The sequence below is a fragment of the Geothrix terrae genome (genome assembly GCF_022808775.1).
Lineage (GTDB): Bacteria > Acidobacteriota > Holophagae > Holophagales > Holophagaceae > Geothrix > Geothrix terrae.
Genome location: NZ_JAKZLA010000001.1, coordinates 46,929 through 70,956, shown reverse-complemented (window position 1 = coordinate 70,956; position 24,028 = coordinate 46,929). Strand labels below are relative to the sequence as shown.

The window sequence follows — 24,028 nt, the reverse complement described above, 5'->3', positions numbered from 1 at the left end:
GCTATCGGCCGTCCGCTCTCAGCCAGCTTGGCCGCAGTCTGCGATGAACCGGCGGCTCTGCGCCTCGGCCTGGGCCTCGAAGAGCGAGGCCCCGGACACCAGCGCCAGGCCGGCGTGGCGGGCCCAGGTCCCGAAGGCCGTGTCCTCCTTGTAGATCCACTCCACCGCCCAGCGGGCGCTGAGGCGGGAGGCCTCCAGGAGGTCGGGGAACGGGACGGGATCGTCGGGGTCCATGCCCAGGCTGGTGGCCTGCACCACGCCCACGGGCGCGAAGGCGGTCACCGCCGCGGAACTGGCCGGCGCCTGGCGGGAGGCCTGCAGCACGGGCCGGCCGGCAGCCTCCAGAACCTGGCGGCTCGTGCGTCCCACCCCACCCCCACCGAGCAGCAGCACCGGTCCGGAGGCGAGATGTGACAGCGCCTGTCCAAGCGCCTCGGCGTCCGTGTTGGCGCCGCTCCATGGGCCGTCCGGTCCCCGGCGCCACAGCGTGTTCAGCGGGCCTTCCAGGCCGAGGGCCCGGGGGAGGGACAGCTTGAGGGGGGCGGTGATGCTGAGGCCGAGGATGTCGAGGGCCTCCAGGGCCTCCGCGGCCTCGGCGGCCTCCCCGCACAGGAGCGGGACATACAGCAGGTTCCGGCCCGCCGCCTGGAACCGGGGATTGTGGAAGGCCGGCCCCCGGGAGTGCAGCACCGGATCTCCGATGACACCGCAGAGGCCGCAGTCTCGGGGCAGGTCCGCGCAGCGCCATGCGCGGAGGGTGGCGAGCGGGAGCTGGCCCGGGGCCGCCGCGGGCCCGTCGTCGGGAGCGGCGTAGGTGAAGGCGCCGCCCCAGGCAGCCTGCAGGGCCCGGCTGGCGAGGCCTTTGGGCCCCATGAGAAAGGCCGACAGGGTGATCCCGCGGTCCCGGGTCCGGGCGAGGGCCGGCCTGAGACGGCCGCCATCTCCGAGGCGTCCGGCCCAGCCCACCCACTTGAAGGCATCCCCCTCGGGGAGGGCCGCCAGCCGCTGATCCAGATCGAAGACGCCGGGCGCCACATGCACCGAGCGCAACAGGCCCACCCCGGGCCGGGCGGCCCGGAGCGCGGCGGGAATCGGCAGGTCCCACTCCAGATCCACCCAGGCCGGCTTGGCCGTCACGGCCTGCAGCAGGCGGGTCATCCGTCCCGCCTCGTCCTCGTCCGGCCAGCGGCCGCCCTCGAATCGCCGCCGGCAGGTCGCGAGGCAGCGGCCCCCGAGCGCCCGGACCAGCTCCCCTGGCTCAGCCTCGGGGAAGAGATCCAGCCTCAGCTCAGGCAGCGCGTCCGGACCCAGGCTGCGGGCGCAGGCAAGGGCCTGGTCCCAGGTGGCGTGGGTCAAGGTCACCAGATGGAAGGGGAGGGGCATCACCGGGAGGCGCTCACAGGTCATCGTAGCCTGCCCCGGAGCCGGTGCGGGACGGGCCCGGCGCCCTTCTTCCACCCCGGGGGAAGGTTTACCAACTAAAGAAAGTGATGACAGCGACCATTAACTACCGATCGGTCTGCTACGCTCGCCGGGCGAGGGGTGGAGAAACCAAACACCCTCGATCTCAAGGAGAATGCATGTTGTCCCCCGCGTTGATGTTCTGGATCCAATTCATCCTGGTCCTGGGCGCCATCCTGATCGGCATCCGCAAGGGCGGTGTCGCCCTGGGCCTCATCGGCGGCCTGGGCGTGGCCGTGCTGGTGCTGTTGTTCCGCGTCGCCCCCGGCACCCCGCCGGTGGACGTCATGCTCATCATCCTGGCGGTGGTGACGGCTTCGGCCACCCTCCAGGTGGCGGGCGGCCTGGACTACCTGGTGCAGTTGACCGAACGGCTGCTCCGCGCCCACCCCAAGTACGTGACCATCCTGGCGCCGCTCTCCACCTTCTTCCTCACGGTCTGCGTGGGCACGGGCCACGCGGTCTACGCGCTGCTGCCGGTCATCTCCGACGTGGCCCTGAAGACTCGCATCCGGCCCGAGCGCCCCATGGCCATCTCCAGCGTGGCCTCCCAGATGGGCATCACCGCCAGTCCCGTGGCCGCCGCCGTCACCACCTTCCTGGCCATGGCCGCCAAGAACGGGCACCCCGTGGGCCTCTTCGACATCGTCCGCATCACCCTGCCCGCCGGCATCATCGGTGTGCTGGCCGCCGCGGCCTGGAGCTTCAACCGCGGCAAGGAGCTGGACCAGGATCCCGAATTCCTTGAGCGCATGAAGGATCCCGACTTCGCCAAGGGCCTGGAAGGCGACGTCACCACCCTGGACAAGGTGATCCCCTTCAAGGCCAAGCTCTCCGTGGGCCTCTTCTTCGCCGGCGTGCTCACCATCGTGCTCATCGCCCTCAAGCCCGGCCTGCTGCCCATGGCGAACGGCAAGCCCATCCCCATGACCACAGTCGTGCAGGTCATCATGCTGGCCTTCGGCGCCTTCATCCTGTTCGCCACGGAAGTGAAGGCCCCCGAGATCGCCCGCTCCAGCGTCTTCATCGCGGGCATGATCGCCGTCGTCTCCATCTTCGGCATCGCCTGGATGAGCGAGACCTTCATCAAGGCCAACGAGGGCTACCTGGTGGCCCACATCAAGGCCATGGTGCAGATGGCTCCCTGGACCTTCGCCATCGCCATGTTCTGCGTGTCCGCCTTCGTGAAGAGCCAGGCCGCCACGCTCACCATCATGCTGCCCTTCGGCTACGCCCTGGGCCTGCCCACGCCCCTGCTGCTGGGCCTCATCCCCGCCAGCTACGCCTACTTCTTCTTCGCCTTCTACCCCAGCGACCTCGCCGCCATCAACATGGACCGCACCGGCACCACGCGGATCGGCAAGTACCTCCTCAACCACAGCTTCATGATCCCCGGCCTCATCGGCGTCAGCGTCTCCACCTGCGTCGCCTTCGGGTTGTCGAAGCTCCTCGCCTGAGCCGGCTCCCCGGCCATGAGAAAGCCCCGCCGGCTGGCGGGGCTTTCTCATGGCTGCACGGGCGCTACCAGAGCCCCAGCACCTTCCACCACAGGCCGCCGAGGCCCACCCAGATGACGATGTTCACGACGCTCACGATGAGCCCCGTCCGCCACCAGGTGCCGAGCTCCACATAGCCGGTGCCGAAGAGCACCGGCGCCGGGCCCGTCCCGTAGTGGGTCATGCCGGCGAAGAGGTTGCTGAAGAACGCGAGCACCAGGGCCGCCAGCACGGGCGGTGCGCCGGCCACGATGGATACGCCGAGGAAGGCCGCGTACATCGAGGCCACGTGGGCCGTGTTGCTGGCGAAGAAGTAGTGGCTGTAGAAGTAGACCAGGGCCAGCACCAGGAAGGCCGCGATCCAGCCCTTGCCCGCCACCATGCCGCCCATGGACTTGCTGAACCAGGGCACCATGCCCAGCTTGTTGAGGAAGCTGGCCATCATCACCAGGGCCGCGAACCACACCAGGGTGTCCCAGGCGCCGGTTTCGGCCTTGATGTCGTCCCAGGTGAGGACGCCGGAGATCAACAACACCGCCAGCCCCGTGAGCGCCGAGGTGGTCGCATTGAGGTCGCCCAGCTGCTTGGCGAAGATCCAGAGGACCAGCAGCAGCACGAAGACGCCCAGCATCATCCATTCCTGGCGTTTGACAGGGCCGAGGTCCCGCAGGTGGCCCTTGGCCATTTCCACGGCCTCTGGCGTCTCCGTGATCTCAGGCCGATGGAGGCGGTAGATGATGAACGGGATCAGCAACAGCGCGACGACGCCGGGAACCACCGCCGCCAGCGCCCAGCCGACCCACGTGATGTTCACCTTGAGGTCGCCCGCCAGCTTCTGGGCCAGGGGGTTGGCGGCCATGGCCGTGAGGAACATGGCGCTGGTGATGCAGTTCACCTGGTAGGCCGTGAGGGTGAGGAACGAGCCCATCTTGCGGGCGCTCCCATCCCCGGGGTTGCTTCCGTAGGCGCGGGCCAGCGAGGCCATGACCGGCATGACGATGCCGCCGCCGCGGGCCGTGTTGCTGGGGATGGCCGGTGCCAGCACCAGGTCCGTGGCCGCCAGCCCGTAGCTGAGGCCCAGCGTGCGCTTGCCGAGCAGCGCCATGAAGTTGTAGGCGATGCGGGCGCCCAGCCCCGTCTTGATGAAGCCCCGCGAAATGAAGAAGGCCAGGACGATGAGCCAGATCGTCACATCGGAGAACCCGCTGATGGAATCCGCGATGCCGAGGGTGCCCGACAGGGCCGTGATTGCGATGCCGACCATGGCCACCGCCCCCATGGGCAGCGCCTTGACGATGATCCCCACGATGGTGCTCACGAAGATGGCGAAGAGGTGCAGCCCGCGCACCCAGTCGGCCTTCCGTTTGACCTCGGCGTCTGCCTTGGCCTTGGCATCGGCCTCGGCCTTCACCTTCGCCTCGCCTTCCGCCTTGGCCCTGGCCTCAGCCTCGACCTTGGCCTTGGCGTCCGCCTCCGCCTTCGCTTTGGCCTCCAGCTGGGCCTTCGTCATGGGTTTGGCGGGAGCCGGAGCAGCGACGGGAGCAGCCGCTGGCGCAGCGGGCGTGGCCGTGGGGGCGGCGGGCTTGGCCGCGGGTTTCGCGGGCGCCGCCGCGGCCGGCTTGGGGACCGCGGGCTGGCCGGTGAAGAGCTTGGCGTCCGGCACCGACACCATCTGAGGCAGTCCGAAATACAAGATCAGGCCGAGGACCAAAGTGGCCAAAGCCGGAATGGGCTTGGCGCCCTGCCAACCGGACAGGCCTCCGCCCGGGGCCGTTCCTGAAACGGGTTCGTGGCTCATGAGGAGCCTCCATGTGTGGGAAGGGGGTCGAATTTCGGTGCGTAGTCTACCCCTGAGTCGCATAGTGTGAAGAGGTATCTGCACGGCCTTTCGGCCCCATACCATCATCGAATAGATACATTTGCAGCTTTTTCACAGGAGCACCCCATGCGTGACTTGAGGATCGCGGTCATTCCTGGTGATGGCATCGGCAAGGAAGTGGTGCCCGAAGGCATCCGGGTGCTGGAGGCCGCCGCGGCGAAACATGGCCTCCGTTTCCAGTGGGACCAGTTCCCCTGGAGCTGCGAGTACTTCCTCGAGACTGGCCGCATGATGCCCGAGGACGGCCTGGACCGCATCCGGCACCACGACGCCATCTTCCTCGGGGCCGTGGGCTTCCCCGGCGTCCCCGACCACGTCTCGCTCTGGGGCCTGCTCATCCCCATCCGACGCGCCTTCAAGCAGTACGCCAACGTCCGCCCGGTGAAGCTCATGCCCGGCGTGCCCTGCCCCCTCGCGGGCCGCAAGGAAGGCGACATCGACTTCATCGTGGTGCGAGAGAACAACGAGGGTGAGTACTCCAGCATCGGCGGCCGGCTCTACGAAGGGACCGACCAGGAGATGGCCGTCCAGCAGACCGTCTTCACCCGCCAGGGCGTGGACCGCATCCTGAAGTACGCCTTCGACCTGGCCCAGAAGCGCCCGAAGAAGCACCTCACCTCGGCCACCAAGTCCAACGGCATCGCCATCACCATGCCCTACTGGGACGAGCGGGTGAAGGCCATGGGTGCGAAGTACCCCGACGTGAAGGTGGACCAGTTCCACATCGACATCCTCTGCGCCCACTTCGTGCGCAACCCGCACTGGTTCGACGTGGTGGTGGGCTCCAACCTCTTCGGCGACATCCTGTCGGACCTGGGCCCCGGCTGCACGGGCACCATCGCCATCGCCCCCAGCGCCAACCTGAACCCCGAGCGCGAGTTCCCCTCCATGTTCGAACCCGTCCACGGCTCGGCGCCAGACATCTACGGCAAGGGCATCGCCAATCCCATCGGCCAGATCTGGGCCGGCGCCATGATGCTGGACCACCTCGGCTGCCCCGAAGCTGCCGCCTCCGTCACCGCCGCCATCGAGAAGGTGCTGGCCACGGGTCCCCGCACCCCCGACATGGGCGGCAAGGCCAGCACATCCGACATGGGCAAGGCTATCGCCGACGCGGTGTGACGCCCCTCAGACCGGGCCGGATCGCCCCAAAACCGGCTTTTTTTACCCAGACAGGCCGGATAGACGACATACTGACCGTGATTCCACCGAAAGTCGCAGGGGAGGACCACGTGCTCACGAGGACTCTTATCCCATCCGAAGGCAGAGCGGTCGGCCCCGTTCGAAGGCTCTTCTGCCGCCTTGTTCCGGGAGTGGCCCTGGCGGGACTTCTGGCGGGCAGCCTGGCCTGCGGAGGCGGCGACCACCCGTCCAACCCGGCCCCGGCTCCCACGCCTGCCCCGACCATCGGCTATTTCAGTGCCCCTGACTACCTTCTCGGGACGTCATCCTCCGCCCAGCTGGCCTGGCACGTCACCGGGGCGACCAGCCTGAGCCTCGACCATGGCATCGGAACCGTCACCGGTTCCACCTGCTGGGTCCATCCGTACCAGACCACCACCTACACCCTCACGGCCACCAACGCCGGCGGAAGCGCCAGCGCCACCTGCACGCTGACGGTCTTCCCGGCGACCGCTGGTTCGGCCAGCCTGTTGGCCAGCATCCCAAACTCACCTGCCGTCGACGGACCTGCGGCCTTCGCCAGGTTCAACTACACCTCAGCCGTGGCGTCCGACTCCTCCGGCAACCTGTTCATCGCGGACTACGGGAACCGTGCCATCCGCATGCTCTCGCCCCAGGGTCTGGTGTCGACGCCCCTCCCATCTCTGCCTCAGGGAGGACCCTCCTGCATGACCATGGGTCCCTCTGGGAACCTCTACTTCTTCGTCGGATCCTCGCTGTGCCGGTTCAAGCCCGGAGGCACACTGACCACCCTTGCGGGTGTTTCCGACCAGGCGGGAAGTGCCGACGGGATGGGAACCTCGGCCCTGTTCAACTATCCCAGGGGCTTGGCGGTGGATGCCGCTGAGAATGTGTACGTGGCGGACACCGGAAACCACACCATCCGGCTGGTCACCCCCCAGGGGCAGGTGAGCACCCTGGCCGGATCTCCCGGGATGGCTGGACGCGTCGACGGGTCCGGGTCCTCGGCCCGATTCGTCCGGCCGAGCGGGCTCGTCGTCGACACCTCAGGCACCCTCCAGGTGGTGGACAGCGGCAACTGGGCCATCCGGTCGATCACCCCTGGAGGACTCGTCACCACCCGCGCGCCATGGCCGACCACCCTGCCCTTGTGGGGCCCCAACGCCTTGGCGCTCGGCTCCGACGGCAGCCTGTTCGTGGGCGGGGAGAATGCCATCGCCAAGATCACCCCGGCCGGCGTGGTTTCGATCCTTGCCGGCGCTGAGGGGCACCTGGACTGGATCGACGGTCCAGGAACCACGGCCAGGTTCACCACCATCTCCGGATTGGCCGTGGATGCCGCCGGTCAGGTGCTGGTCGCCGACTACCAGAACAGTGCGATCCGTTGCATCAGCCCGGATGGCGAGGTGACCACCCTGGCGGGCCAGCAGAGACCCGCCCGTTTCGGCCCCGTGAATTTCGGCATGGACGCCGCCGGCAATGCCTTTGTGCCCTCCAGCAACAACACGATCCTGAAAATCACACCGACGGGCACCGTCAGCACCTACGCCGGAGTCCCCAACCAGAGCGGAGCCCTCGACGGCCCGGCTTCCCAGGCCCTCTTCGGCGCGGTCGTGAGCACGGCTGTCGACGCGTCCGGCAACGTCTTCGTGACGGATAGCCTGAATGCGACCCTCCGGAAGATCACCCCGGCCGGGGAGGTCACGACGGTGGCTGGAACCGCCGGCCTGAAGGGAACCCAGGACGGACTGGGCATCCAGGCCCGGCTCACGGCACCCTCGGGAATCACCGCCGATGCCGCGGGCAACCTTTATGTGACCGATGGCAACGCCATTCGACGCATGAGCCCCGATGGCCTGGTCACGACCCTCGCGGGAACAGCCGGGCAGGCTGGGTTCACGGACGGCGCCGGCACCTCGGCGAGATTCAACCATCCCTACGGCATCGCCGTGGATCCTTCGGGAACCATCTTCGTGGCGGATTGCTACAACGCTGCCATTCGACGGATGACTCCCGATGGCGCGGTGACCACCCTCCACTTCACACTCGGAAGCGCGGGCAGCGCCAGCGTGGCGGATGTGGGCCAGCTCATCCACTCGCCGAGCGGCATCGCGGTGGACGGCAACGGCAACGTCTACGTCCAGGACTTCGGCAGGAACGATCCATTGCAGATCTCACCCATCGGCGTGGCCTGCCGGGTTCCGGTCTTCAACACCCCCGAAACCCTGAACTTCCTCGGCTCGGGCATCACCCTCCGTGGAGGCACCCTCTATACGGCTTCCGCCTGGGGTGTCATGCAGCTGAACCTCGACTGATCCATCCGACACCCGCACAACAGCCGAGTTCTGGAGATTCAGCGCGGCCGGAGGGTTCCCTGTCTCGGCGTCAGACCCGTGGCGTGGGTCTGGACCACGGCCCCGCACCCCCGACATGGGCCGCAAGGCCATCGCCGACGCGGTGTGACTCAGGGGCACCCCCCGAGGCCACCTTCGTGCACCCCGGCTGATTAAAGAAGCCGGCGCAGATGGTCGAAAAGCCGCTCACAGACACGGAAAGCTCATCCATTTCGGATGCAGGTTCGAAGGACCCGCTGGGGACCCATCCCAGGGGGCTTTCGCAGTGTGCGCCCCGTTGCATCCAAAGCAGATATTCTTGTATTTTTTTGATTGAACGAGTTTTCATATTATTTTAATTCCCATAGGAGCCGATAGCAGGGTTGAAGGAGACCGCCATGCGCATCTGCCTGCGTGCCTTTGCCATCGCCCTCGCACCGACCCTTCTTCTGGCGCTTCCCCCCGCCATGGGAGTGGACGGAACGGCCCATGACCTGAGCATCACGGGATTGAACTCCGTGACCCTGGCGACCAGGTCCTGCGTGTTCTGCCACACAGTCCACAACCCCGGTGGCGGAAGCAGCTCAAAGCTCATCCCGGACTGGAACCACACCACCACCGTCGCGGCGTTCACGATGTACAACAACACGAACCACGCCGGCGCGAACCTCAAGGGCACCGTGGACTCGCAACCCACAGGGCCGAGTCTGGCCTGCCTCTCCTGCCATGACGGCTCGGTGGCCGTGGGTTCCCTGGTGGTCGCTCCGCTCGGCGGCGGCAACGACACCTACATCAGCGCGAAGGGAGGCGTCAGCCCGGGCACCGGCCGCATCAGCAGCGGCAGCGCTCTGGTTGGGACCGACCTGAGCAACGATCACCCCATCTCCATCACCTACCAGGACAACCTGGACACCGGTCTCCAGCCCGCAGCCTCCCTCGTCGCCGTGCGCCTCTATCCGGAGAACGTCACGGGCGCGAAGGTGCAGTGCTCCTCCTGCCACGATGTCCACAACTACGGCACACCGGGAACCACGGCACCGTTCCTGCGGGCAACCATGGAGGGTTCCTTCCTCTGCCGGAGCTGCCACAAGAAGTGAGGTCCGGGTCCCCCGATCGCATACGGCCTGAAGCGTGCATAAGGACGGTTCGCTGTCAGGCCGGGCGAATCGTGACCGGCATCACCCGCCGCAGAACGTGAATCGTCGGACGGGGAAGACCAGACCGCTCACCGGCCGTCGACCCAGATGCACCTCCGGAAATGTTGTCTTCAGAAACCTGATGGCATGGACGGGGGCTCGGACAATCCCGTGACCCTCCCATGACAGTCCGCGACAAGCGGTCCATCCCGCCACCATTCGACATACCGGAAATAAACAAATCCAGACGACTTTTCGCGGGTCAGGCCTTCGCAGAGAGCCTGCGTGGGATCTTGGTCAAAGCAAAGATGACACTAAGATGAGGTATGCCCACCCCCCCATTGGGCTCCTTTCTGAGACCGCCGACGCCATGACCCCTTCACGCCGGACCCTCGCCTTCCTTCTGTTCGCTTTGCTGGCGGGCCTTGTGCCCTGCCGGGCCGCAGACGCGCCCCGAACATGCCAGGAATGCCATCCCAAGGTCCGTCAGGCCGCCTCTCCCACCACGGCCCACAAGCCCCTGCTCGACGGGAAGTGCCAGTGGTGCCACAAGCCCCACGGCACAGCGAACGTCAACCTGCTCCACGAGGGTGGCGGCCGAGTCCTCTGCGCCATCTGCCACAAGGGCTTCAAGCGGACCGCCGAGGAGCGCCCGGCGCACCGCTTCGAATCCAAGGGCGAGTGCGGCGCCTGCCATGGCTCCCACGACACCGGGCGGAGGCGCCTGCTCCGGAAGGACGTCCAGGAGCTGTGCCTCTCCTGCCACGCGGACATCAAGGCCCGCACCACGTCGGCCCATCCCCATCCGGCCACGGACGACTGCCTGGCCTGCCACCAGCCCCATCCCTCCGCCACGCGCAACCTCCTGAAGGCGGGCGTTCCGGGCCAGTGCGGCACTTGCCATGACGTGGCCGGCCTCTCGAAGACCCACGGCGGCTTCCCCCTGAAGGCGGAGGCCTGCGCCACCTGCCACAACCCCCACGGCGGCGCGGCCAAGGGCCTGCTGCGCGACCGCCAGCACGCCCCCTTCGCGCCTGGTTACTGCGCCGACTGCCACGCGCCCGCCGCCGGCGGCGCCGTGAAACTGGCGAAGCCCGTGCCGGAGCTGTGCCTCGACTGCCACGGCCCCCTGCCCGGCCCCGGCGTTCAGCACCAGCCGGCGAAGGATGGGAAGTGTCTCACCTGCCACCGGCCCCATGCCGGGGATGCCAAGGGCCTCCTCACGGCCCCGCCCCAGGAGCTGTGCACCGGCTGCCACGCGGACCTCGCCAAGGGGAAGTCCCTGCATCCGCCCTTCCGGGACGGCGCCTGCATGGACTGCCACCGGCCGCACGACTCGAAGGAGAAGGCCCTCCTCACCGCGCCCGCGAACCAGCTGTGCCTCACCTGCCACGAGGCTCTCGTCAAGGGCAGGAGCCAGCACGCTCCGGCCGCCCAGGGCGACTGTCTCGCCTGCCACGGGGCCCACGCCACCGCCACGGCTCCCGTCCTGAAGCAGCCCGGCGAGACGCTCTGCGCCACCTGCCACACGGGCGTGGCGAAGGGCGAGGTGGCCCATGCCCCGGCGAAGAAGGGGCAGTGCCTCGCCTGCCACACGCCCCACGCCTCAGCGTCCGCCAAGCTCATCAAGGGCGGCGAGCTGGCCGCCTGCGGTGCCTGCCACGAGAAGATCGTGAAGCGGAAGGTGCTCCACGCCCCCGTGAAGAACGGCCAGTGCAGCGCCTGCCACACGCCTCACGGCGGCGCGCTCGCGAAGCTCGTGAAGGACGATACCGAGAAGCTCTGCACCGCCTGCCACGGCGACCTGATGAAGGGCGACGCCAAGCACCAGCCCGCCACCGGCAAGCGCGGCTGCCTCGCCTGCCACGATCCCCACGGCGGCGACCAGGCCAAGTTCCTCAGGCGTGACCAACCCGAAGGCTGCTACGCCTGCCACACCCGCAAGGACAGGTTCCAGGTCGTGCATTCCCCGGTGAACGACGGCCAGTGCAGCAGCTGCCACAGCCCCCACTCCGGCAGCGGGCCGGCCCTGCTGGCCTCCCCCCGGATCCAGGAGACCTGCGCCACCTGCCACGATCTGGCCGACGAAGCCCTGGGCCGGAAGCACCTCACCGGCTCCCTCGCGAAGGTGGACTGCCTGGGGTGCCACGAGCCCCACACCTCGACGAAGAAGGGCCTGATCCTCAAGGGCGCCCATCCCCCCTTCCTGGAGAGCTGCGCCAACTGCCACATGGCCCCGGTCCCCGGCGCCAAGCTCCCGGTGGGCACGCCCCGCCTGGACCAGCCCGTGCCCCAGCTTTGCCAGGGCTGCCACGCGGACCTGGAGCCCAAGGCCGGTGCCACCCAGCACCAGCCCTTCAAGGGCGGCGAGTGCATGTCCTGCCACCGGCCCCACGCCTCGAAAAACGAAGGCCTGCTGGACAAGCCCGGCAGCCAGGTCTGCCTCACCTGCCACGAGAAGACCGAGCCACCCCAGGGTGGCTGGGGACACAAGCCCTACCTTGACAGCGACTGTCGAGATTGCCATGCGCCCCATCAGACCGAGGCTCCGCACCTGTTGCGCCAGAAGCCCCTCGATCTCTGCCTCACTTGTCATACGGCCATCGCCACGGCCATCAAGTCCAAGCACGCCCACCAGCCCGCCGCCTCCGGCGAATGCCTCAGCTGCCACGGGGCCCATACGGGCAAGCTGGCCAAGGGCCTCCTGCAGCCCGTGGAGGAGCTCTGTATCGGCTGCCATGACGCCGGGGACCTGAAGAAGGCCCACAAAGGCTATCCCGTGTCCGCCAAGGACTGCGCCACCTGCCACGATCCCCATGGCTCGAACAACGGCGGCATGCTCAAGGCCACGGCCCACCCCCCGGTGGCGGAGGGCGGCTGCAGCACCTGCCATGTGAACCCCGCCGCGCCCAAGCCCTTCGCGACCAGCGAAGCCATGCCCGGCCTCTGCTTCAACTGCCACGACGGCGTGGCCACGGCCGCCAAGAAGGCCTTCCCCCACCCCCCCGTGGCCAACGGCGAGTGCACCGCCTGCCACACGCCCCACGCATCCACCCTGCCCTCGCTGCTGGCGGGCAATCCGCGGGATCTCTGCCTCCAGTGCCATGACGGGCTGCGGGAGGAGGCCACCAAGGCGGCCTCCCGGCACAAGCCCGTGATGGACGGACTCTGCGCCACCTGCCACACGGCCCACGGCGGCGACGCCAAGGGCTTCCCCCGCGGGAACGTGCAGAGCCTCTGCCTGAACTGCCACAAGGACAAGAAGGCTGACCACCCCGTGGCCAACCATCCGACCTCGGACCGCACCATCAAGGCCACAGGCAAGCCCCTGACCTGCCTGTCCTGCCATCAGCCCCACTTCTCCAAGAGCCCGAAGCTCCTGGCCGTCTCCGGCTGCGACGCCTGCCACTCGTAGGATCGCATTCCCAGGAGAGCTGTCCGCCCCCACGTCAAAGCCCCCCGGTCACCCGGGGGGCTTTGGCATCTTCTGGGCGGCTTTCAGTCGCCCAGACTGCGCTCCACCAGGTCGTGGCCATGCGCCTTGAGGTAGTCCGCCCGCACGGCCTCCCGGCACTCCTCCAGGGGCATCACAGGGCCGGGGCGGCGCTCCAGGGCATTGAAGATCATGTAGCCATCCGGGCCCAGCATGGGGCCCACCGGCTGGCCCAGGGGCCCTGCCAGGAGAGCCTGCATGAGCGTGGGGGGCACCAGCGTTTTGAGCGAGGCCACCTCCACCCAGCCGGGCTCGGGGTTGCCCGTGGCCTCAGCGCTGGCATACCGCGCCACGGCCTCCCGCCAGGGCAGGCCAGTCCGCACGCCATTCAGGGCCGCGTCCACTTCGTCCTTGGAATCGGCCACCAGCACCTGCAGGCGCAGGCCCCCCACCTGCCGGAAGCGGTCGGGGAAGGCCCCGTGGTGCTTCGCCAGCTCGGCCTCGGACACCTGCGCCTCGGCGAGGAAGGCCTCCGCGTACCGGGTGTAGGCACGTTCCCGCTCGTCCAGCCAGAGAGCGGCCTGGATCCCGGGGCGGCGATCCAGCCCCTGCTTGCGGGCCGCCTCGGACAGACGGATGTCGTCCGCCACGCCCTCCATGAATCGGGCCTTGGTGGCCGCTCCCAGGGAGTGGCTCGAGCCCATGGTCTTGAGGACATCCACCAGGTGGCGCTTGAGGGTCCGCAGGCTGATGGCCGCCCCTGCCACCCGGCCCGCGACCTTCTTCTCATCGCCGGGCAGAGTCTCCGTGGTGCGGTCCGCGCCCAGCACGGCCAGATCGGGAACCAGGGGATACCGGGGGCGGAGCGCCTCCAGGGCAGCCTCCCGCTTCATCTTCATCTGGGTGGCCGCCGCCTCCTTCAGCAGGGTTTCCCGGTGCACGGCGAAGTCCGCCTCCGTTTCGTGCCGGGCTTCCCAGACCTTGGCGACATGCCAGCCGAACTCGCTCTGCAGGGGACCCACCAGCGCGGCCACGGGGGCCGCGAAGACGGGATCACCGAAGGCGGTCACCATCTGTTTCTGGCGGATCCAGCCCAGGTCGCCCTGGTTCTGGGCCGCGCTGGGATCCACGGAGACCTCCGCCGCCACCTTCTCGAAAGGCTCTCCCGCCTGGATGCGCTTCAAGGCCGCCTCGGCATCCGCCTGGGTCTTGCACAGGAGGTGCGACACATGGCGTTCCTCGCCTTGGGCCAGGAAGGCGGCCTTGACCTGCTCCTCGGTCATGCCGGAATGACTTGGCCGGGAGTCGAGGTAGGCCCTCCCCAGCACGGCTTGGCGCCCCTCCTGACGCCGCTCCTGCCACTCGGGGGTCTTCAGAAGGCCCTTGGCCGTGGCCAGTGCCCAGGCCTTCTCCAGCCGGGCGAGCCTGACTCTCGCCGCTTCGACGGATAAGCCCGGCGCCGCCGCCCGGATCGCTTTCAGGTGTTCCGCCTCGGCATCGACCATGCGGGCCTGACGACGGATGGGCGCCGCCGTCATGGCAGGGCCCAGCCCGAGCGCGCCCACCAGGATCGCCATCTGGACCCGGGTGAAGCCGTTCCGCAACGAGGGGGCGTCATGCATGGAAAGCTCCTGGAAGAACACCTGGACGGCCCGCGATCAATAGCGCGTCTGCACATGGTCGTAGCCGTGGCAGCTGAGGGTGCAGGTGCCGTGGCCGAGGCCCGACCGCTGGAAGGAAGGGGCGCCCACGGAGGAAGCGCCCACCACGGAGCGGTCAAACTCGATGAGGGAGGCCTGCCGCAGGGAGCCGTGGGACGCGTGGCAGGTGGCACAGGTGGTGGGCTCGCCGTAGCCGGGCTGGAAGGCGCCGCCTCGCCCGGGCCGGAAGTCCCGCGGGGAGCGCAGGCCCAGCACCGCCGAGGCCTCGGAGAGGGCCGGAGTCTGCCGCTGGGCCGCCACGGAGCCGCTGCTGGTGAACCCGCTCAGATGCTGGGCGTGGAAGGGGAAGGACTGGTTGGCGCGGATGGACTGCCGGTCGTGGCAGAGGTAGCAGAGGTCGTTGGCGCGCTCCCCCAGCCGGGCCAGATCCTTCTCCCGCCCGAAGGCGGCCTTCAGGATGGAGGCCTGGGGAGAGACGTGGGGCCCCTTCGCGCCCGCCGAATCCGGATTGTCGTGACAGGAGCCGCAGTCGAGGGGATCCCGGAAGGTGGAGGTCCGAAGGCTGGGCAGGTCCGGGCGGCCGGCAGCCGTGGCGCCGATGGCGTGGCTGGAGGCGGCACCCTTGGCGAAGAGGGCGCCCAGGTCGGCGGGTCCGGAAAGGAGGGGCGCCGCCTCGGGGCCGGCGTGGCACCCGAAGCAGACCTCGGCCACGGACTGGGGCCGGCGGTCCAGCAGCTGACCGCGGACGTCGAAGGCGGTGAGGCGCAGGCGGCCTCGCTCCTTGCCGTGGGGGTCGTGGCAGCCCGTGCAGTCCTGGGTGAGCGTCACCACACGGCCACCCTGGCGGACGGCCCGTCGGTAGTCGGTGGGCCGGCGGGCGCCGAGGCGATCCCTGAGGTGGCCGGAGCCCTGGCCGTTCCAGGGGGGCAGCTTGGGAGCGTGATCCGCCGTGGTGGCGAGGTTTGTCCCCTCATGGCAGGCCAGGCAGACCCGGTCGGGGTTCCCGCGCCCGGCCTTGGACCGGGCGGGCGTCACGGCCCGGTGCCCCTGGTGGCAGGCGGCGCAGGCCGCATGGGCGAGGGAAGGGCCGCCCCGGACCTGGACGGGCTGCGGGGCCCGAATGGCCTGGCCCGCGACCGGAATCAACGCCAGCCACACGATCGCGGCACCCAGGAGGAATCGCCTCATCGCCAGGCCCTCGAGCAGATGGTATCGAACCAGCGCAGCAGGTCCACCGTGATGCGGCTGCTGTGGAGCCCGTTGTCCATACGGGTGGTCTCGTAGCGCACCCGGAGCGAGACCTGCCGGAAGCTGAGGTCCGCCCAGGTGTAGAGCGTCGTGGCCGCCGGAGTGAGGGCCGCATCGTAGCGCTGGACCAGGGCGCCCACGGGAACCTTCCCCAGCCGGGTGGACAGCCCCAACGCGTAGTGGCGGCTCGATTCATCCTGGGCGCCGGCCCAGGTGGCCATGGGGGCCGCCGCCCCCGGGGTGAGACGCTGGCTGTTGCTGGAATAGCCCGCGGAGGCCGTGATCGACGTGATGCCCAGCTGGTAGGAGCCATTCATCATCAGGTCGGTGTTCCGCGCCTCGACGCCGGGAATGGAGAGGCCGCGGTCGTCCTTGTAGTCGCCCGCCACGTAGAGCGTGAGGCGCCCCCGGGTCTGGATCTGGCCCGTCAACCGGGCCCAGTCCACCCGGCCCTGGCTGGCGTTGTCGGAGATGCGCCAGAGGTCCGCCGTGAAGCCGAAATTGCCCGTCTGACGCATGCGCCGCTGGAACAGCTCCTGAGCCAGCTCCGAAGGCACGTAGTCGGGCGGGTATTCCTCCGTGGTCCGGCGGGTGAAAGACCAGTCGCTGAGGAAGAAGAGGGTGTGCCGGATGAGTTCAGGCACATCGCCGCCGCGGGCGATGCCAAGGTTCATGGTCGTGGTGGTGCGCCGGATGACGAGAGCCGGCAGGCCCTGCTCGAAGGCCGAGACACCCAGGTCGCCGTGGATCCGCCAGTCCTGCGTCAGCGTGTAGGTGCCTCCCAGGGTGCCGGAATCCATCCGCGTGTCCTGGCCCGCGGCGTCCGTGAGCGTCCGGCTCATCGCGCCGGTGCCGTAGGCGTTCCAGCGCCCGGCGGCATAGACCAGGGATTCGGAGGCGAAGGTGTGGCCCGTGCGGGTGTCCCCGGTGGTGCTGGCTCCGGCGGAGGCATTCGTGAGGGAATGCCAGGCCCCGCTGATGGGTCCGTAGAAGGTGGCTCCGGCGTCGAACCAGCTGCTGCTGATGGAATCCTGGAACTGGGACCGCGTCCGCAGGGTCCAGTCGGCGGCCGAATGGGATTCGGTGTCCAGGTTCGCCTGGAAGTAGCGCCAACCCTGGCCCGGAATGCGGGTTTCGTAATCCTGCCGCAGAGACTGGAACGTGACCTGGGTGCCGCCCACCCGCTGGTTCGCCTCCAGCTTCCACTGGGACCAATCCTCGCGCTCGTCCCCCAGCTTCGAATCCCCGTGCCGGTAGGAGAGGCGGACATCCTGGAGGATGCGGCTGTGGTAGGTGGCGCCGGCGCCCCAGGTATCGCCCTTCACGCGGCCTGAATCGAAGAGGTCCGGCGACTGGGAGTGCTGGTAATCCAGATAAAGGCGGAAGGGGCGGTAGGGGAAGAGGCTGAGGCGCGCCCCATAGCGGCTGATACCGGCATCGGAATCCGTGGCGGCGCCGTAGGCCAGCCGGTTGTATTCCAATGCGCCGTTGAGGGCCAGGGCCCCCAGGCGGTAGGTGAAGATCGGGACGCCCGCGTCCACTTCGTAGACGGCCTGCGTGGTCGCCATGGTTGGCGCCTGATTGGACTGCCACTGGTTGTAGTGGAGCTGGAACCGCTGGTTGAGGATCAGCGGGCAGTCCTCGGCCCGGGCCGCGACCGCGCCCACGAGCACCAGGGTGAGAAGGCATAGCTTCACAACAGACCTTCGGGAAGGAGGCCAGAAGAAAGCGGGGGGCGGGTGGAACCCCACCCCCCGCGGGTCTAGACCGACGTTCCTGCTACTTGAGGTGGCAGGAGGTGCAGAGGGCGGAACCGACCATCGTCACGCGCAGGAAGGGCGCGGTGGTACCGGCGGTGCCGTAGTTGTGGACGTCGTGGCAGGAGGCGCACTGGACCTTGGAGCCGTTGGCGTTCGTGGGGAACAGGCGCACGGTGCCCGCGGCGAAGGTGGTGGGATCCTTCAGCGTGGCGTCCAGGTTCTGCTGGTAGGTGATGGAGATCGGGTGGTCGTTGGTGAGGTCCTTGCCGAGCAGGGCGGTGCCGGACACGAGGCCGGTGCCGAGCAGCTGGCCGCCGGCCGTGTAGGTGACGGACGCGATGTCGTTGGGCAGGTTGATCATGTTGCCCACGGCCTGGGTGCCGTCATGGCAGGTGAAGCAGGCCATGCTGGCGCCGGTGGGGGTGGCGTCCGTGGTGCCGTTCAGCGTGCCGCTGGTGTACATCGAGAAACCGGTGGTGACCGTGGTGGTCTTGTTCCACAGGGGCACGATCTGGGCGGCGCCGGTGGCGGAACCGTGGGGCGTGTGGCAGAACACGCAGACCTGGGTGGTGTTGGTCTTGCCACCAGGGCCCGTGCTGCTCAGGTCGTGCTTGGAGCCGACGATGGTCGCGTTCAGGCTCAGGGAGCCGACGGCCAGGAGGGCGACGAGAAGGGACTTCATGGTTCACCTCGTAGGTGGTTGGGGGGGGGTGGGGGGTGAGAAACAGCAGGGTGCTGCTTATTGCGGGGTCGGTCCGGGGGCAGGCGCCCCCTTCTCCTCCCGCAAATACTGGAATTTCTGGATGCGTCCGTTGATCTGATCGGCCACGTAGATGCCGCCGTCGGCCCCGATGGCGATGCCGGTGGGGATCTGGAACTGGCCCTTCCGTACGCCGCCCGTGCCCACGGGCAGGAGGATCCGGCCTTCCTGGTCGAAGATCTGGAAGTTGCAGAAGGCGCCGTCCACCACGTAGAGGTGGCCCTCGGGATCCACGGCGATGCCCTTGGGGCGGGAGAGCTGGCCGGGCATGTCGCCAGCCTTGCCGAAGGCCCGCAGGAACCGGCCGTTGAAATCGAAGATCTGGACGCGGAAGTTGCCGGTGTCCACCACCGCGAAGCCCACGCCCGGCACGATGCAGGTGTAGGAGGGGAAGTTGAACTGGCCTTCTTCGCTGCCCCGGCCACCGATGGTCTTGATGAGCTTGAGGCTCCGGTTGTAGAGGCGCACGGTGTGCTCGCCACCGTTCACCACGATCAGGAGGTCCCGGGCCTCGTCCACGGCCAGACCCACGGGGCGGTTGATGCCGTCGTTCTTGCTGAGGGCGCTGAGCTGGCGACCCTCCTTGTCGAAGACCACCACCTGGTTCGTGTTGGCGCTGGCCGCATAGACCACCTTTGAGTCCACTGCCAGGCCTGTGGGTGTGGCCAGGATGGCCCCGCTGACGGTCGAGAAGGCCCAGATCTTCTTGCTGGCGGGATCCATGGCGACGATGCCGGCCGTGAAGTCGCCCACGAAGATCACACCCTTGTCGTCCACCGCCACGGACAAAGGACGCTGGAGCCAGACCACCTCCTCGGCCTTGCCGGCCAGGCGGTCGATGAAGCTGCGTTTCTTCTTGGCGCCCACGTCGAAGGCGTTGCGGTACTCGGCCACCCACTTGATGCGGGTGGGAGACGGCGGCGGCGGCCAGGCCAGGACCTCGTCCTGCGCCACGGGAGGGGCGGCGGGCTTCTGCGCGGACAGAGGCGCCGTCGCGCTCGCGATGCACGCGAGGGCGACGGACAGCAGGGTGGAACGCTTGAACATGGCTTTTTTGCCTCGTGGATGTCTTGCATCGGACAACGTCACAGAAACCTGTCAGCCGACCCCCGAAACCATAGGGCCCATAAGCGAACTAAAGGTCATCTATTTTTGTGATTTCTGTCATCTAGGTGTTTTTTCCTGGCCAAAGCCAACCACGATCGTGCTTGTTGGCAACCACAACCAAGGCGCGTTACACGACATAGATCACATCGTTATCGTGAAAAGCAAAATCTCTCTACGCTCAAGGGATCCAGGTCCACAGATCTGGTTCACCCCCCCCCCACCGCAGCCCCGATCCTCTGGAGGTCGTCATCATGAACGGCTGGTTCATCTCCCTCCGTTCCTGGGCATTGCCCGCCATTCTGCTGGCGCCGGCGGCCTCGGGCCTGGTGGCTCAGGCTGTGCTCCCCACAGCCACGCCGTTGCGATCCTATGACAAAGGCTTCCGCGAACCTGTGCGCCTGGCCACAGACTCGGCAGGACGCCTCTACGTGGCGGATCCCCGTCTGGGCGCCATCAGCATCCGGGATGAGACCGGGAAGTTCCTCGCCATCCGGCGCGGCCTCGACCGGCCCCTGGGCGTGGCCGTGGACGCTTCGGGCCGCATCTTCGTCTGCGAAGCGGGCAAGGGCCGGGTGGCCATCTTCACTTCGGGCTGGGTTCCCGCCGGCTACCTGGGCCAGGGCGATGGCGAGTTCCTGATGCCCAACCACCTCCAGATCACCCCCGACGGCCTGGTCTACGTGGTGGACAGCCTGGCGAACCTGGTGAAGGTCTACGGTCCCGACAACCAGCTGGTGCGCCAGTTCGGCACCCCCGGCATCCAGGCGGGGCAGCTCAATTTCCCCACGGGCCTGGCCGTGGGGCCCACGGGCGAGGTCTTCGTCTCCGACCAGGGGAACGAGCGGATCCAGGTCTTCGACGCCAACGGCGCGTACCTGCGCAAGTTCGGCGGCCCCATCGGCATGATCGGCTCCAACACCACCTTCGGCCGCATCCAGGGCATGCTCGCGGATGCCCAGGGGCGCCTGTTCCTGGCGGATTCCTATCGCGGCGTGGTGGTGGTGGTGAATGCCGCCACCGGCGCGATCCTCGGCAACCTCGGCTCATTCGGTTCAGATCCCGGCCAACTCAGCGGTCCCGCCAGCTTGGTGGTGGACCGGAACCACCGGCTGTTGGTGGCCGCGCCGGGCAACACCCGCGTCGAGATCTACGGCCTGGACGCCTACACCGATCCCCACATCCTCTCCGCCAGCCTCACCGTGAAGCCCACCCAGTGGGTGCGCGAAGATCCCGATGACCGCCGCTTCTCCGCCCTCGGAGCCCGACCCCGCGGTCCCCAGGCCCGCCGGTCCGGGGAGCTCCCCGAGATCCAGCACCGGCGCCTGGTGTCAGTCCTGATCAAGGTCCCCGGCGTGGATCCCTCCGCCATTCAAGGGGGATCCCTCACCGCCAACGGCGTACCAGCCACCCGCGTTCCCGGCGCCTTCCTCGGCGACTTCGACCTCGATGGCCGGGTGGAGTACCAAGCCTGGTTCGACCAGGATCGCCTGCTGGCGACCATGCCCGACGGCAGCGCCTTCCTGGTGCTCTCCGGCCGGCTGACGGATGGACGGGCCTTCGAAAGCATCGCCGACGTGACCGTGGTCAACTTGACCGGGAGTATCCAATGAGCAGCCTCCGCCCCTGGGTCCCCACCCTCGCCATTGGCCTGCTCCTCACCGCCTGCGCCATCCTGCGGGCCACCGACCCGCCGCACAACATCGCGACGGCCAATTCGTACGGGTCGCTGAACTACTGCTCCACCTGCCACAAGCTCCATGGCGCCGCGGGCGGCACCCTCACCACCGTGAGCGGCAACACGAACCTGTGCCTGAGCTGCCATGTCAGCGGCGGCAAGGCCACCAACCAGCCTTTCGCCGCCACGGACCAGGCCGTGCCCGCGAGCGCGAGCCTCGTGGGATCCACCGCAGGTGGCACCTCCCACCGCTGGGACTCCGGCGCCCAGGGGCGCCTCACCAAGACCTCCACCAACTCCACCGCCACCATCACGCCTTCCGGCGACTACACCGGCGCCTATGCCGCCACCATCCAGATCCAGGTCACCACGGGCGGCGCCACCGGCACCGCGGTGGTCACGTGCACGCAGACCATCGATGGCACCACCTGGACCGCCATCGGCACCCCCTTCACCACCAGCACCGCGGCCCAGCCCTTGGGCAGCTCCGGCGTCTCCCTGGCCTTCTCCAGCACGGGCACCTTCGCGGCCAATGATGTCTTCTACCTCTACGTCCGTCCCGACCTCGTGAGCCCCACCTCCGCCATGGCCTCCCACCTCGAGTCCGGCCAGCTCATGTGCTCCACCTGCCACGACCAGCACCTGCAAGCCCTCACCCCCTTCGACCCGGCCGCCTCCCAGACCTACACCGCCGGCACCACCAACAACCGCCACTTCCAGCGGGTGGCCAATGATGGCGGCGCCCTCTGTGGCGACTGCCACGCCCCGCGCAACGTGGGCAAGGGCGGGACCTCCCATCCAGTGAACCTCCCTGTGGGTTTGGCCAACACCAACACCAAGACCCCCACCACGGTGCCCCTCACCGTCAGCGGCAACGTCCACTGCCTGACCTGCCATGACGTCCACAAGGCCCCCAGCACGACCATTCCCGCCGGCATGCTGCTCCGGGTGAGCAACTCCACGGCCCTCTGCACGGACTGCCACACCCTGGCGGACACCACCACGGCCAACACCCACACCAATCCCACCAGCGGCATCCTCTGGCCCAAGGACCAGTACGGCGGCAGCACCTATCCCGCCATCACGGACACCACCCTCCGCGGCGCCTGCAAGAACTGCCACACGCCCCACGGCTGGCCCGACGCCAACAACCCCGGCGGAAAGTACGCCAACGCCCTGGGCGCCGAGCAGGACAACCTCTGCCTCACCTGCCATGACGCCGACGGGCCCTCCATCAAGGATGTCCGCACCCAGATCACCAAGACCATCCACCACCCGGTGGAGCGCAACAGCGGACGCACCGTGGGCTGCGCGGATTGCCACAACCCCCACATGGCCACGGCGGGCGTCCACGCCTACACCACCACCGCCGACGCCAACCGGAACCGTCTCCGCGCCAGCGCCGGGGGCGTGCTGAACAACATGTACGCCCTCCGCGGTGTGGACGGCGTGGCCTTCAACTACACCGGCCTGGGCATGTGGGCCGTTCCCGGCTCCGCCAACTTCACCAAGATCGCCGGCGGCTCGCCCACCGTCGCCGCTTCCGGCGCCGAGTTCGAGTACCAGGTCTGCTTCAAGTGCCACACCAGCTACGCCTGGGGAACCAACCCGGCGCCCAACGGCATCACCTCGGGCGGCACCAGCGCCCTGACCCTGGTCTCCGGCACCACCCAGCCCTGGGTGGCGGGAACCGGCACGGCGAAGTTCACCAATGCGAGCACCACGGTCACCGGCACGGGCACCAACTGGACCACCGCGAACATGGTGGGCCAGTACATCCGCCCCTCCGGGTCCACCAGCACCAACTACCGGGTCACCGCGGTGGCCAGCACCACCTCCCTCACCATCTCCGCCACCTTCGGCCAGACCACCACGGCCTCGGTGGCCTACGAGACCCGTGACGCCGCCGCCATCACCGGCACCACCACCGTCACCGGCTACGGCACGACCTGGACCAGCGCCCTGGTGAACCAGTTCTTCGCCATGACCAGCGGCAACACCACGGCCTACCGGATCACCGCCGTGCCCTCGGCCACCAGCCTCACCATCACCACGGCCACCACCTCCACCACGCCCCAGGACTTCTACCTCCACCCGGGCGCCAGCTTCACCAACGGCAGCACGGCGGTCACGGGCTACGGCACCAACTGGACCTCATCCCTGGTGGGCAACACCATCCAGGCCAGCGGCGTGACGGGCACCTACACCATCACGGCCGTCTCCAGCCCCACCTCGTTGACCTTGAGCGCCAACTTCACCGGCACCACGGGCGTCTACCGCTACCTCTTGGCGGGTCCGATCCTGCTCCAGGAGACCGATGTGGCGCAGGAGTTCAATCCCGCCAACCGGTCCGGCCACCCCGTCGTGACCGGGCTGAACAACTACACGGGCAACACCGCCCCCAAGGCCCTCGCCGCCGCCACCATGAAGGCCCCCTGGGCCACGAACCTGGGCACCCAGACCATGATGTGCTCGGACTGCCACAACACGGACGCCGCCACGCCCGCCGCCCAGGGCCCCCACGGCTCCGCCGCCCAGTTCATGCTGCGCGGCACCAACCCCGCCAACTGGCCCAACATCACGCTTAGCAGCGCCAGCACCAGCTGGTGCACCAACTGCCACACCCTGACCCTGAGCAACAACACAGCGCACAACACCGGCAACCACAGCGGCTACCAGTGCTGGAACTGCCACATCGTGATCCCCCACGGGGGCAAGATGTCCCGGCTCATCGGCTACAGCGGGAGTGGCACCACCATGCCGGCCCGGTACGCCTACAACAACACGGTCAGCAACATGAAGATCACCGGATTCAAGAAGCCGACTTCCGCCACCGGCTACTCCCAGGACGGAAGCTGCCAGACCTCCTGTTACCACGGCGTGGCGGTGACCTCGTCCGAAACCTGGTGATCCCCGGAAGCACCCGCCGCGGGTCC

At 68.3% G+C, this 24,028-nt stretch carries 14 protein-coding genes; 7 read left to right on the top strand and 7 right to left on the bottom strand.

The features are described from left to right. Positions 1–18: 18 nt before the first annotated feature. The gene (locus MLE42_RS00305) at positions 19–1,383 is read right to left on the bottom strand and encodes a type I 3-dehydroquinate dehydratase (protein ID WP_243285879.1); all 1,365 of its coding nucleotides are present in this window, start codon (positions 1,381–1,383) and stop codon (positions 19–21) included. Positions 1,384–1,580: 197 nt separating this feature from the next. On the opposite strand from MLE42_RS00305, the gene MLE42_RS00300 reads away from it, so the two are divergent. Further along, positions 1,581–2,918: an anaerobic C4-dicarboxylate transporter gene (locus tag MLE42_RS00300; RefSeq protein WP_243285878.1), complete on the top strand. Its 1,338-nt coding sequence runs from the start codon at positions 1,581–1,583 to the stop codon at positions 2,916–2,918. Between the two features lie 64 nt (positions 2,919–2,982). Here the strand turns inward: MLE42_RS00300 and MLE42_RS00295 are convergent, their stop codons facing one another. Then, positions 2,983–4,755 carry an anion permease gene (locus tag MLE42_RS00295; RefSeq protein ID WP_243285877.1) on the bottom strand — a complete coding sequence of 591 codons (1,773 nt, stop codon included), beginning with the start codon at positions 4,753–4,755 and terminating at the stop codon, positions 2,983–2,985. 147 nt (positions 4,756–4,902) lie between these two features. Between MLE42_RS00295 and MLE42_RS00290 the strand changes: the two genes are divergently transcribed. From MLE42_RS00290 to MLE42_RS00275, 4 genes are all read left to right on the top strand, one after another. Then, entirely contained in the window at positions 4,903–5,958 is a 1,056-nt protein-coding gene (locus MLE42_RS00290) for a tartrate dehydrogenase (protein ID WP_243285876.1), read from the top strand. Positions 5,959–6,149: 191 nt separating this feature from the next. Continuing rightward, on the top strand, positions 6,150–8,294 hold the full coding sequence (locus tag MLE42_RS00285; protein WP_243285875.1) for an NHL repeat-containing protein: 2,145 nt from the start codon (positions 6,150–6,152) through the stop codon (positions 8,292–8,294). Between the two features lie 416 nt (positions 8,295–8,710). Beyond that, complete coding sequence (locus tag MLE42_RS00280) at positions 8,711–9,409, top strand: cytochrome c3 family protein (RefSeq protein WP_243285874.1); 699 nt, start codon at positions 8,711–8,713, stop codon at positions 9,407–9,409. A 409-nt stretch (positions 9,410–9,818) separates the two neighbouring features. Further along, positions 9,819–12,863, top strand: a complete 3,045-nt coding sequence (locus tag MLE42_RS00275; protein ID WP_275975623.1) for a cytochrome c3 family protein — start codon at positions 9,819–9,821, stop codon at positions 12,861–12,863. Between the two features lie 83 nt (positions 12,864–12,946). Here MLE42_RS00275 and MLE42_RS00260 read toward each other — a convergent pair whose 3' ends face one another. The 5 genes from MLE42_RS00260 to MLE42_RS00240 form a co-directional block, all read right to left on the bottom strand. Further along, a complete protein-coding gene (locus tag MLE42_RS00260) occupies positions 12,947–14,503 on the bottom strand; it encodes a peptidylprolyl isomerase (protein WP_243285873.1) in 1,557 nt (518 codons plus the stop codon). 36 nt (positions 14,504–14,539) lie between these two features. After that, entirely contained in the window at positions 14,540–15,730 is a 1,191-nt protein-coding gene (locus MLE42_RS00255) for a cytochrome c3 family protein (protein ID WP_243285872.1), read from the bottom strand. Beyond that, a complete protein-coding gene (locus MLE42_RS00250) occupies positions 15,727–17,487 on the bottom strand; it encodes a hypothetical protein (RefSeq protein ID WP_243285871.1) in 1,761 nt (586 codons plus the stop codon). Before MLE42_RS00250 ends, MLE42_RS00255 begins: the two co-directional genes overlap by 4 nt. An 82-nt stretch (positions 17,488–17,569) precedes the next feature. Further along, positions 17,570–18,232 carry a cytochrome c3 family protein gene (locus MLE42_RS00245; RefSeq protein ID WP_243285870.1) on the bottom strand — a complete coding sequence of 221 codons (663 nt, stop codon included), beginning with the start codon at positions 18,230–18,232 and terminating at the stop codon, positions 17,570–17,572. Between the two features lie 57 nt (positions 18,233–18,289). After that, positions 18,290–19,357, bottom strand: coding sequence for an NHL repeat-containing protein (locus MLE42_RS00240; protein ID WP_243285869.1), 1,068 nt, complete (start codon positions 19,355–19,357; stop codon positions 18,290–18,292). Between the two features lie 311 nt (positions 19,358–19,668). Between MLE42_RS00240 and MLE42_RS00235 the strand changes: the two genes are divergently transcribed. Together MLE42_RS00235 and MLE42_RS15930 are read left to right on the top strand one after the other, a co-directional pair. Further along, complete coding sequence (locus MLE42_RS00235) at positions 19,669–21,027, top strand: NHL repeat-containing protein (protein WP_243285868.1); 1,359 nt, start codon at positions 19,669–19,671, stop codon at positions 21,025–21,027. Further along, positions 21,024–24,002, top strand: coding sequence for a cytochrome c3 family protein (locus MLE42_RS15930; RefSeq protein WP_275975622.1), 2,979 nt, complete (start codon positions 21,024–21,026; stop codon positions 24,000–24,002). Before MLE42_RS00235 ends, MLE42_RS15930 begins: the two co-directional genes overlap by 4 nt. Positions 24,003–24,028: the final 26 nt, after the last annotated feature.

Bases quoted from the DNA above. Each gene is read 5' to 3' on its own strand.
- MLE42_RS00235 (WP_243285868.1), top strand. From the start codon at position 19,669: ATGAACGGCTGGTTCATCTCCCTCCGTTCCTGGGCATTGCCCGCCATT.
- MLE42_RS00275 (WP_275975623.1), top strand. From the start codon at position 9,819: ATGACCCCTTCACGCCGGACCCTCGCCTTCCTTCTGTTCGCTTTGCTG.
- MLE42_RS00290 (WP_243285876.1), top strand. From the start codon at position 4,903: ATGCGTGACTTGAGGATCGCGGTCATTCCTGGTGATGGCATCGGCAAG.
- MLE42_RS00305 (WP_243285879.1), bottom strand. From the start codon at position 1,383: ATGCCCCTCCCCTTCCATCTGGTGACCTTGACCCACGCCACCTGGGAC.
- MLE42_RS00300 (WP_243285878.1), top strand. From the start codon at position 1,581: ATGTTGTCCCCCGCGTTGATGTTCTGGATCCAATTCATCCTGGTCCTG.
- MLE42_RS15930 (WP_275975622.1), top strand. From the start codon at position 21,024: ATGAGCAGCCTCCGCCCCTGGGTCCCCACCCTCGCCATTGGCCTGCTC.
- MLE42_RS00240 (WP_243285869.1), bottom strand. From the start codon at position 19,357: ATGTTCAAGCGTTCCACCCTGCTGTCCGTCGCCCTCGCGTGCATCGCG.
- MLE42_RS00255 (WP_243285872.1), bottom strand. From the start codon at position 15,730: ATGAGGCGATTCCTCCTGGGTGCCGCGATCGTGTGGCTGGCGTTGATT.
- MLE42_RS00295 (WP_243285877.1), bottom strand. From the start codon at position 4,755: ATGAGCCACGAACCCGTTTCAGGAACGGCCCCGGGCGGAGGCCTGTCC.
- MLE42_RS00260 (WP_243285873.1), bottom strand. From the start codon at position 14,503: ATGCATGACGCCCCCTCGTTGCGGAACGGCTTCACCCGGGTCCAGATG.
- MLE42_RS00245 (WP_243285870.1), bottom strand. From the start codon at position 18,232: ATGAAGTCCCTTCTCGTCGCCCTCCTGGCCGTCGGCTCCCTGAGCCTG.
- MLE42_RS00280 (WP_243285874.1), top strand. From the start codon at position 8,711: ATGCGCATCTGCCTGCGTGCCTTTGCCATCGCCCTCGCACCGACCCTT.